10 protein-coding genes are annotated in these 9,373 nt (G+C 59.6%); 5 read left to right on the plus strand and 5 right to left on the minus strand.

Annotated elements, in window-relative coordinates; all coding sequences use genetic code 11:
- The first annotated feature begins 170 nt into the window (after positions 1 to 170).
- From ACIOVB_RS08400 to ACIOVB_RS08410, 3 genes are all read left to right on the plus strand, one after another.
- Positions 171 to 1,007, plus strand: a complete 837-nt coding sequence (locus ACIOVB_RS08400) for a S1 RNA-binding domain-containing protein (RefSeq protein ID WP_187681255.1) — start codon at positions 171 to 173, stop codon at positions 1,005 to 1,007.
- Between the two features lie 45 nt (positions 1,008 to 1,052).
- Positions 1,053 to 1,457: a DUF2177 family protein gene (locus ACIOVB_RS08405; RefSeq protein ID WP_187681254.1), complete on the plus strand. Its 405-nt coding sequence runs from the start codon at positions 1,053 to 1,055 to the stop codon at positions 1,455 to 1,457.
- Between the two features lie 238 nt (positions 1,458 to 1,695).
- Positions 1,696 to 2,580 carry a DMT family transporter gene (locus tag ACIOVB_RS08410; RefSeq protein ID WP_222944310.1) on the plus strand — a complete coding sequence of 295 codons (885 nt, stop codon included), beginning with the start codon at positions 1,696 to 1,698 and terminating at the stop codon, positions 2,578 to 2,580.
- Here ACIOVB_RS08410 and ACIOVB_RS08415 read toward each other — a convergent pair.
- Positions 2,528 to 3,706, minus strand: coding sequence for an MFS transporter (locus ACIOVB_RS08415; RefSeq protein WP_401266622.1), 1,179 nt, complete (start codon positions 3,704 to 3,706; stop codon positions 2,528 to 2,530). The genes ACIOVB_RS08410 and ACIOVB_RS08415 overlap by 53 nt on opposite strands.
- A gap of 104 nt (positions 3,707 to 3,810) precedes the next feature.
- On the opposite strand from ACIOVB_RS08415, the gene ACIOVB_RS08420 reads away from it, so the two are divergent.
- Together ACIOVB_RS08420 and ACIOVB_RS08425 are read left to right on the plus strand one after the other, a co-directional pair.
- The gene (locus ACIOVB_RS08420; RefSeq protein WP_401266624.1) at positions 3,811 to 4,704 is read left to right on the plus strand and encodes a LysR substrate-binding domain-containing protein; all 894 of its coding nucleotides are present in this window, start codon (positions 3,811 to 3,813) and stop codon (positions 4,702 to 4,704) included.
- A gap of 142 nt (positions 4,705 to 4,846) precedes the next feature.
- The gene (locus ACIOVB_RS08425) at positions 4,847 to 4,975 is read left to right on the plus strand and encodes a PA1414 family protein (RefSeq protein WP_007914492.1); all 129 of its coding nucleotides are present in this window, start codon (positions 4,847 to 4,849) and stop codon (positions 4,973 to 4,975) included.
- 107 nt (positions 4,976 to 5,082) lie between these two features.
- On the opposite strand, the gene ACIOVB_RS08430 is transcribed toward ACIOVB_RS08425, so the two are convergent.
- The 4 genes from ACIOVB_RS08430 to ACIOVB_RS08445 all read right to left on the minus strand — a co-directional run bounded on the left by ACIOVB_RS08430 (position 5,083) and on the right by ACIOVB_RS08445 (position 9,232).
- A complete protein-coding gene (locus tag ACIOVB_RS08430) occupies positions 5,083 to 5,331 on the minus strand; it encodes an acyl carrier protein (protein WP_187681250.1) in 249 nt (82 codons plus the stop codon).
- A 43-nt stretch (positions 5,332 to 5,374) separates the two neighbouring features.
- Positions 5,375 to 6,100 (minus strand): MBL fold metallo-hydrolase, encoded by a 726-nt coding sequence (locus ACIOVB_RS08435; protein ID WP_401266627.1) that lies wholly within the window; start codon positions 6,098 to 6,100, stop codon positions 5,375 to 5,377.
- A gap of 86 nt (positions 6,101 to 6,186) precedes the next feature.
- On the minus strand, positions 6,187 to 7,566 hold the full coding sequence (locus tag ACIOVB_RS08440; protein WP_401266630.1) for a sodium:solute symporter: 1,380 nt from the start codon (positions 7,564 to 7,566) through the stop codon (positions 6,187 to 6,189).
- A 163-nt stretch (positions 7,567 to 7,729) separates the two neighbouring features.
- Complete coding sequence (locus tag ACIOVB_RS08445) at positions 7,730 to 9,232, minus strand: cytosine permease (RefSeq protein WP_187681247.1); 1,503 nt, start codon at positions 9,230 to 9,232, stop codon at positions 7,730 to 7,732.
- Positions 9,233 to 9,373 lie beyond the last annotated feature (141 nt).

Genomic DNA, 9,373 nt, shown 5'->3' on the forward strand with positions numbered 1-9,373 from the left:
GTGAGGGGCTGCCGCAATGCGTCACAGCGGACTGACGAGCGGCAACCGTCACGTGCGCGTCCACGGAAAATCAAGGCTTTGCGCCTATTTCGCTGAAGCCAGGAATCTGCCAGTCAACGCAGGGGGCAAAAACGGGTAGAATGCCGCCCACGCAATGAGGGTTCTGGAAAATGGCTTTAGTCGGGCGTTACAACAGTTTGCAAGTGGTTAAACACACTAACTTCGGTTTATATCTGGACGGCGGTGCTGACGGCGAGATTCTTTTGCCCAACCGTTATATCCCCAAAGATATTCCCAGCGAAGATGAAGACTGGCTCAATGTTTTTATTTATCTGGACAGCGAAGACAAACTTCTCGCCACCACTGAAAAACCAAAAGTTCAGGTCGGTGAATTTGCCAGTCTGAAAGTTGTTGAAGTCAACAGCATCGGGGTGTTCCTTGATTGGGGCCTGCCGAAGGATCTGTTGCTGCCGTATTCCGAAGAGAAACGTCAGATGACCGCCGGCGAGTACTGCGTGGTGCACGTCTACCTCGACAAGCACACCCGCCGTATCACCGCGACCGCACGTCTGGATCGTTACCTCGACAAAACCCCGGCCAACTACAGCCAGGGCCAGGAAGTTGACCTGCTGGTTGCCGAAGCCACCGACATGGGCTTCAAGGCGATCATCAACAACAAGCACTGGGGTTTGATCCACAAGAACGAAATCTTCAAGTTCATGCGCGCCGGCATGATCGAGAAAGGCTTCATCAAGGAAGTGCGCGCCGACGGCAAGATCAGCCTGAGCCTGCAACCGGTTGGTCAGGAAGCGGCCAGCAGCCTGAACTCGAAGATTCTCGCCAAGCTGCGCGAGAACGATGGCTCGCTGCCGGTCAGCGACAAGAGCGATCCGGCACTAATCAGCAGCCTTTTTGGTGTCAGCAAGGGCAACTTCAAGAAGGCCATCGGTTCGCTGTACAAGGAAGGCAAGATCGTCATTCACGCCGATCGCATTGAACTAACCTGAGCCTGGCGTGGCCCATCTTGTATGGGCTCACTTAAGGTCGGGTAAATGAAAAAATCGTTGATTGCCTATGTCGCCACCCTGGTGACGTTTCTTTTGCTCGACGGCGTCTGGCTCGGCCTGTTGATGGCGCCGACCTATCGCGAACTGCTCGGTCCGCTGATGCTTGAAAAACCGCTGCTGATTCCCGCAGCGGTTTTTTATTGCCTGTACGTTTTCGGGTGTGTGCTGTTGGTGGTGTTGCCGGCGCTGAGTTGGCAGCGCGCGGCGAAAATGGGTGCGTTGTTGGGGCTGGTGGCGTATGGCACCTATGACCTGACCAATTGGGCGACGTTGCGTGGGTGGTCGGCGCAAGTGTCTTTAATGGATTGGGCGTGGGGGACGTTTGCCACCGCTGTGGCTTGTACCATCGGGTTTTTGGTGGCTCGACGGTTTGGTGTTTCGAATCGTTGATTTGTGTTGCCTTGACCGGCCTCTTCGCTGGCTTGCCAGCGAATGACGGCGCAGCCGACAACCATTCACCGCTGACGTCTGCGATGAACTAAATGTCTTTTCCAGACGGCTTTTTCTGTCTGACTGATTGATAATCCTCGGCACGTTTTGACCATTGGATGGCTGCCATGTTGTGTGTGTTCGAGGTGTTGCGGTGATTGTCGAGCGGCGCAATGCCGACCGTTTTGCCTTGCAGGTGATGATTGGCCTGTGCCTGATATGGGGCGTGCAGCAGGTGATGATCAAATGGGCGGCGCCGGACATTGCGCCGGTGATGCAGGCGGCGGGGCGGTCAGGGATTTCCGCGTTGCTTGTAGGATTGCTCATCTGCTGGAAGGGCGGTTGGGATCAGGTCGGCAACACTTGGCGCGGCGGCTTGCTGGCCGGTGCATTGTTCGGTCTGGAGTTCTTCTTCATCAGCGAAGGCTTGCAACTGACCACCGCTGCGCACATGTCGGTGTTCCTCTATACGGCACCGATATTCACTGCGCTGGGCGTGCATTTTCTGTTGGCCAGCGAGCGTCTGCGGCCGTTGCAGTGGCTGGGGATTCTGCTCGCGTTTATTGGCATCGCGATTGCCTTTGCCGGCGGTGTGTCGTGGGACAACCTTGACCGGCGCATGTTGCTGGGCGATGCCTTTGGTGTGTTGGCTGGCGCCTGCTGGGGCGCGACCACCGTGGTGGTGCGCGCCTCGCGACTGTCGGAAGCGCCGGTGACGTTGACGCTGTTCTATCAGTTGATCGTCGGCTTCATCGGCCTGCTGTTGATCGCGCTGTTCAGCGGCCAGATCAGCCATGTAAATCTGACTACCGTGGCGGTGGCCAGCGTGCTGTTCCAGGGTTTGGTCGTGTCCTTCTTCAGTTACCTGGTGTGGTTCTGGTTATTGCGCCGTTATCTGGCGGCGAATCTCGCGGTGTTCTCGTTCATGACGCCGCTGTTCGGCGTCACTTTCGGCGTGTTGCTGCTCGGCGAGCAACTGAGCCTGAACTTCGTTATCGGTGCCGTGCTGGTGTTGCTCGGCATCACTTTTGTCAGCGCTGAACAGTGGGTGCGTCGGCGTTTGCGCAAAGCGCTGGGCCAGTAACAGTCGATTGCATCGCCAGCCCGCCGGCAATCAGCAAACCGCTGCCGGCGATCACCAGCGCGGGCTGCAAGCCCCCGCTGAAATGGCTGCTCAGCGCGGCCAGTAGCGGGCCGCTGAGCTGGCCGGCGGCGAAGCAGGCGGTGAGCATGCCGGCGTTGCGCTGGGTGGCGTGGGGCGCCAGTTCCCGCGAGCGCTGCATGACCAGTTGCATGCAAGCCAGGAACGGTGTGCCGCAGAGGATTACGCCCAGCGCCAACCCCCAACCGCTGCCCAACAGGCAGGCAAAAACTCCGGCTGCTTGCAGCCACAGCGTCGCCATCAACCAGTGACGCGTGGTCTGCGGATCGTGACGGCGCAGACTCACCAGCAACACGCCGATTGCCGCGCACAGACCGAAGCTCGGCCAGAATAGGTCTGCCTGCCATTGCCCGTGAAACTGCGCGTTGGCCATCTGCGACAGGAACGTCGCCGGGATGATGTAGCCGACACCGTACAGGGCGTAGATCACCGCCAGACGCCCGATGCCACGACTCGATGGATTGACTTCTGCCACAGCCATCTTCGCTGCGACTGGTTGCGGCAGGAGTCGCCAGACCCCCAGCATCATCACCAATGCCGCCGCTGCATAAATCAGCCACAACGTCGCAGAAGTCTGGTTCAGCAGATGTGAGACCAGCGCCAACACGCCTGTCAGAAAAATCCCCAAGCCGGGTCCGGCAAACACCAGCGCCCCAAGCCGTGGACGACCCGTCGCGGCAGCCAATGGCTGACTGAGCGTCGTAATCATCACCATCACCCAGGCACTTGCCACCCCGGTGCCAAAGCGCAGCAGCAGATGCGACCAGAAGCCATTGGCCCAAAACGACGCCAGCGTCAGCAGCACACACAGCCACAGGCCACCGTGCAATCGGCGCTGAACCTGCTGCGGACGGTGGGCGAACATCGCATCCACTGCACCGAGCAGGTAACCAAGGTAGTTGGCCGCAGCAATCAGACCAGCGGCAGTCAGGTCGATCTGTCCTTCACTGAGCATATGCGGCATTTGTGGTGTGAGGGCGAAACGCCCGATGCCCACGGCCATCATCAGGGCGACGAAGCAGGCGGATAAGCGAATCAGTGGTGACATGGTCTGGATTCCGTTGGAAGGGCAATGACCGTCAGGCTAAGACTGATTGACTTTCTTTAAAAATGAATAATAGTGAGTAACTTGTTCTGTTATGGAGAAAGGTTGTGGAGTTCAGCCAACTGCGGATCTTTCAGGCAGTCGCCGAGGAAGGTTCGATCACCCGCGCCGCCGAGCGCCTGCATCGAGTGCCTTCCAATCTTTCGACCCGCCTGAAACAGCTGGAAGAGCAAATGGGCGTCGAATTGTTCGTCCGTGAGCGTCAGCGTTTGCAGTTGTCGCCTGCGGGGAAAGTCCTGTTGGACTACACCGGCAAACTGTTTGCCCTGCGTGATCAGGCCAGCGCGGCGGTGATGGGCGGGCAACCGGCGGGGGATTTTGTGTTGGGCACCATGTACAGCACGGCGGCGATCCATTTGCCGGCGCTGCTGGCGCGGTATCACAAGCAATACCCGGCGGTGAACCTGCAAGTGCAGTCCGCGCCGAGCGGTGAGTTGCTCGAAGGTTTGCTCACCGGACGCCTCGACGCGGCACTGGTGGACGGGCCGCTGGAGCTGGCCGGGCTCGACGGCGTGCCGTTGTGTGAGGAAAGGCTGGTGCTGATCACTGAAGCCGATCATCCGCCGGTAAGCAGTGCCAGAGATGTCGAAGGGCGCTCTGTTTTCACTTTTCGCCAGGGTTGCTCGTACCGCATGCGGCTGGAGGCATGGTTCGCGCACGATCACGCAGCGATGGGCCGGGCGATGGAGATCGAGTCCTATCAGGGCATGCTCGCTTGCGTGATTGCCGGCAGTGGCGTGGCGCTGATGTCGGAGTCGATGCTGGCCAGTCTGCCGGGGCGCGAGAGCGTCGCGGTGCACCCTTTGGCAGAGCCGTTTGCGGGTGCGACAACGTGGCTCATGTGGCGCCGGGGCATGGTTGGCGCCAACCTCAATGCATGGATCGAAGTGCAGCAGGCCGTCTATCCCGCGCCTTTGACTGAAAGTAGGGAAACGGCTTGAACCGATGGCAGCAGACTCTGTTCAATTCAGTAACAGATCATTGCGGAATTGCTCAAGCATTGCGTAGGACTTCGGACTATTATCAGTGCGAAGCGGCCTCAGAATTCCGGTCGCTCGGCACCACCCTGAAGGGGGCATGACGATGAAAGAGAAAATTCAAAATTGGCTGCACGATTTGGGTGTTGCCCTCGGCTTGATCGAACCGCCTCTGCAACCGGTACCGATTCGCACGGACGACGAACAGCGTCGGCGTCAGCAGCGTCGGCGGTAAGGCCCCCGACGTAAAGGTTCAAAAGACTTAAGATCAAAAGATCGCAGCCTTCGGCAGCTCCTACAGAGATCAGTGTAGGCGCTGTCGAAGTCTGCGATTTTTTGTTTTCAGTGACGCGCAATCATCAGCAAAAACCGGCTCAAGTCATTCGCGGTCTTCGCTTTCTTGAGCAGGTGATCCTCTTCGGCGGTAAACGCCGTCAGTCCGAATTCATCTTCCAGATGGAAGATCAGATCCTCGATATCCGCCTTCTCCAGGCCCAATTGCACCAGACTGGTCTTGTCATCGAATTCGCGGTTTTCCAGCAGACGCCGGATGAACCGATGTACGGCGGCACGCACGGCAGCTCTTCTCATGGCAAATTTTTCTGGTTGTTGTTCTGCTTGAGTACAGCAGGCGTCATGCGTGCCCGCGCAACCATTCGTCAATCATCGAGCGCAAATGCTCCCCGGAAAAACTACCGAAATGCCCGCCATGCACAGTGCGGATGGGCAGTGACTGCAAACGGCGCAGACTGGCAGCGTAGTCATTCAGATTGGAATGGTAGGCGTCTTCGATCAACGGCCCGTCGTAGATGATGTCGCCGCTGAACAGCGTTTCGCTCGCCGCTTCATACAGGCTGATGCCGCCGGGCGAATGCCCCGGTGTGTGCAGCACCTGCAACGTACGATTGCCCAGATCCAGCACGTCGCCATCCTCGATAAACCCGGTGGCCGGCGCGGCTTTGACCCGGTATTCGGCATAGCACAGAGGGCAGTCCGGGTGCGCCTCGAACATGTCGTCGCCGACGAAGGCGCGACTTAAATCATTCTCGCCATCCGGCGCCGCCAGAATGTCCGCCTCGGCCGGGTGCACCAGTCGCTCGGCAAATTCGTGATGCCCGGCGATGTGGTCGAAATGGCAGTGGCTGGCCACCGCCACCAGTGGCCGCTCGGTCAGCCACGGCAGTTGCTCGCGCAGGCTGACCAGCCCGGAGCCACTGTCGAGCAACAGATCCTTGTCGCGACCCTGAACGTGCCACAAGTTGCAGCGGTAGAACGGGCGGATGTACGGCTCGTGAATCAGGCGGATGCCATCGCTCAGGGTTTGCACTTCGAACCACTGATCGCGAGAAACAATCTTCATCAGCACATTCCTTTAGACGAAAAAAAACGAGTGTGGCAACCGACGCCACACTCGTCGAAGAAAGCATCAAGTCATCATGTTTCAGCTTAGATCGCGCTAGCCAGGGGCGCAGGACGACGCGATGCCAAGCTGACCACCACAAAACTCACCAGACCTACGGCCAGGCTGTAGTAGATCGGCGTGTTGGCGTCCAGACCGTCCTTGAACATGAACACCAGCGCCGTGGCAAAACCCATACCCATGCTGGCGATCGCGCCGGCGGTGGTTGCGCGTTTCCAGAAGATCGCACCCATCAGCGGGATCAGCATGCCGCCCACCAACAGGTTGTACGCCAGCGTCAGGGCGCTGATCACGTCGTTCACCACCAGCGCAATACCCAGCACGACGATGCCGGTCAGCAGGGTGAACAGGCGGTTGATGCCCAGGCTCGACTGTTTGCCGCCGCGCAGTTTCGGCAGCAAGTCTTCAGTCAGTGTAGTGGCAGCGGCGAGCAGGCCGGCGCTGGCGGTGGACATCATCGCGGCCAGAGCAGCGGCGATCACCAGACCACGGATGCCATCCGGCAGCGACAGTTTGACGATCGCGGCGAAGGCGTTGTTGACGTTGTCCAGATCCGGGATCAGTACGTGCGCAGCCATGCCGATCAGGGCGCAGGCCAGACCATAAAGGATGCAGTAGATGCCCGCGATGCTGCCAGCGTACTGGGCGACTTTGGCGGTCTTGACGGTGAACACCCGTTGCCAGATGTCCTGACCGATCAGGATGCCGAAGAAGTAGATCATGAAGTAGGTGATGATCGTGTCCCAGCCGATGGTGGTGAAGCTGAATGCAGTAGCAGGCAGTTTCAGCACCAGTTCATCCCAACCGCCAACGCGGTACAGGCAGATCGGCAACAGGATGAACATCAGGCCCACGGTCTTGATGATGAACTGGACGATGTCGGTCAGGGTCAGCGACCACATGCCGCCGATGGCCGAGTAGATCACCACCACGCCACCACCGACGAGTACCGAGATCCAGAATGGCAGGTCAAACAGCACTTGCAGTACGGTGCCGATCGCCAAGATCGAGGTCACGCCGATCATCAGCGCATAGGCCAGCATGATTACCGCGCTCGCCGAGCGGGCCATCGGGTTGTAGCGTTTTTCCAACACCTGGGTAACGGTGTAGATTTTCAATTTCAGCAGCGGTTTGGCGAGGAACAGGTTCAGCGCGACGATGCCGCAACCGAGCGCCGCACACAGCCAGAAACCGGAGATGCCGTGCACGTAGCCCAGACGCACGGTGCCGACGGTGGACGCGCCACCCAGTACGGTCGCAGCCATGGTGCCCATGTACAGGCTCGGGCCGAGGTTGCGACCGGCGACCAGAAAGTCTTCGTTGGTCTTGGCTTTGCGCATGCCGAAGTAGCCGAGCAAGAGCATGCCGGCGGCGTAGATGAGGACGACGAATAAATCCAAAGCCATGATGGCGTGTCTCCGATTGTCTTTTTTATGGTGAAACAAATTTGGTTTGGTGTGGCTGCCCTTTGTGGGAGCGAGCCTGCTCGCGAAGGCGGTCTGTCAGTCACATCAATGTTGAATGTGCTGAAGTCTTCGCGAGCAGGCTCGCTCCTACAGGGGACCTACGTCAGGCGGCCTGACGCAGTTCAGGTTTTGCTGCGACTTGGCTGCGAGCATCCTTTGGGCCGAACACTTCGCGCGGTTCCGGGAACAGGCTCAGCAGCGTCAGATACACCACCGAAGCCAGGCCCAACGTCACCGGTAAGCTGACGTCGATCCCGCCCGCGAGCTCACCCAGCGGGCCAACAAACTGCCCCGGCAAGTTGACGAAGCACAGGCCGACCGCCGCGCTCGGGATCCACGCACCCAGCCCACGCCAGTTCCAGCCGTGGGTGAACCAGTAGCGGCCACCCTGTTCGCCGCGAGTGAACACTTGCAGGTCATCCGGGCAGTAGAAGCCGCGACGCACCACCAGGCCGATGATCATGATCACCATCCATGGGGTGGTGCAGGTGATGATCAGCACGGCGAAGGTCGACACGCTTTGCACCAGGTTCGCCGCGAAGCGCCCGATGAAGATGAAGGCAATCGACAGCACGCCGATCAGCAAGGTCGCCTTGACCCGCGACAGCACACGCGGGAACACGCTGGACATGTCCAGCCCCGTGCCATACAGCGAGGTGGTGCCGGTGGACATGCCGCCGATCACTGCAATCAGGCACACCGGCAGGAAGAACCAGCTCGGCGACACCGCCAGCAAGCCGCCCACATAGTTGTTGGCCGCGATGTAGTCCGGCGCCTTGATCGCGACGATGGTCGCGGTAGCCAGGCCGAACAGGAACGGGATGAACGTCGCGATCTGCGACAGCACCACGGCGGCCATGATCCGCTGCTTGGAGGTTTCACGCGGGATGTAGCGCGACCAGTCGCCGAGGAACGCACCGAAGGAGATCGGGTTGCTCATGGCCACCAGCGCCGCGCCAATGAAAGCTGCCCAGAAGCCCGGTTGACCGAGGCTGACAGTACCGGCGTAGTGCGCGTCGAAAGGACCGGCGAAAGCAAAGATACCCAGCAGGAACAACAGGCTGGCGCTCCACACCGCGATCTTGTTCACCCACAGCAGAAAGCGGAAGCCGTAGATGCACACGGTCAGCACCAGAATCGCGAACAGACCGTAGGCCAGGCCCAGGGTCAGGTCGGTTTCCGGCAGGCCGATCAGGCGTTTTGCACCGCCGATCAGCGCATCCCCCGAGCTCCACACCGAGAGGGAGAAGAAGGCGATAGCGGTCAGCAGCGACAGGAACGAACCGACGATCCGCCCGTGCACGCCGAAGTGCGCACCGGACGACACGGCATTGTTGGTGCCGTTGAGCGGGCCGAACAGGCCCATCGGTGCGAGGATCAGCGAGCCGAGCAGCACGCCCGAGACAATTGCCCAGACGCCGGCCTGAAACGACAGGCCGAACAGCACCGGGAAACTGCCGAGCACGGCGGTGGCAAAGGTATTGGAACCACCGAAGATCATCCGGAACAAATCCGTCGGGCCTGCGGTGCGTTCGTTGTCCGGGATCTGTTCGACCCCGTGGGTTTCAATCTGCGTGAGGCTTTGGTCGTTGTTGTTGTTATTCATGATCTGCTCCGATCATAAAGGCGCGCTCATCGTGCGTGAGCGTCTCCTGTCTTGGCTAAGGGGCTGGCAGCCCTTCCGGCATTGCGGACCAAGGGGCGTGGCAGGCCAGCCCATGGCCTTGTTGGTCTAGGCTCGACGCTT

It is taken from the genome of Pseudomonas sp. NPDC087639 (assembly GCF_044743385.1).
Taxonomy (GTDB): Bacteria; Pseudomonadota; Gammaproteobacteria; order Pseudomonadales; family Pseudomonadaceae; genus Aquipseudomonas.

Bases quoted from the DNA above. Each gene is read 5' to 3' on its own strand.
- ACIOVB_RS08400 (WP_187681255.1), top strand. From the start codon at position 171: ATGGCTTTAGTCGGGCGTTACAACAGTTTGCAAGTGGTTAAACACACT.
- ACIOVB_RS08405 (WP_187681254.1), top strand. From the start codon at position 1,053: ATGAAAAAATCGTTGATTGCCTATGTCGCCACCCTGGTGACGTTTCTT.
- ACIOVB_RS08410 (WP_222944310.1), top strand. From the start codon at position 1,696: ATGATTGGCCTGTGCCTGATATGGGGCGTGCAGCAGGTGATGATCAAA.
- ACIOVB_RS08415 (WP_401266622.1), bottom strand. From the start codon at position 3,706: ATGTCACCACTGATTCGCTTATCCGCCTGCTTCGTCGCCCTGATGATG.
- ACIOVB_RS08425 (WP_007914492.1), top strand. From the start codon at position 4,847: ATGAAAGAGAAAATTCAAAATTGGCTGCACGATTTGGGTGTTGCCCTC.
- ACIOVB_RS08430 (WP_187681250.1), bottom strand. From the start codon at position 5,331: ATGAGAAGAGCTGCCGTGCGTGCCGCCGTACATCGGTTCATCCGGCGT.
- ACIOVB_RS08435 (WP_401266627.1), bottom strand. From the start codon at position 6,100: ATGAAGATTGTTTCTCGCGATCAGTGGTTCGAAGTGCAAACCCTGAGC.
- ACIOVB_RS08440 (WP_401266630.1), bottom strand. From the start codon at position 7,566: ATGGCTTTGGATTTATTCGTCGTCCTCATCTACGCCGCCGGCATGCTC.
- ACIOVB_RS08445 (WP_187681247.1), bottom strand. From the start codon at position 9,232: ATGAATAACAACAACAACGACCAAAGCCTCACGCAGATTGAAACCCAC.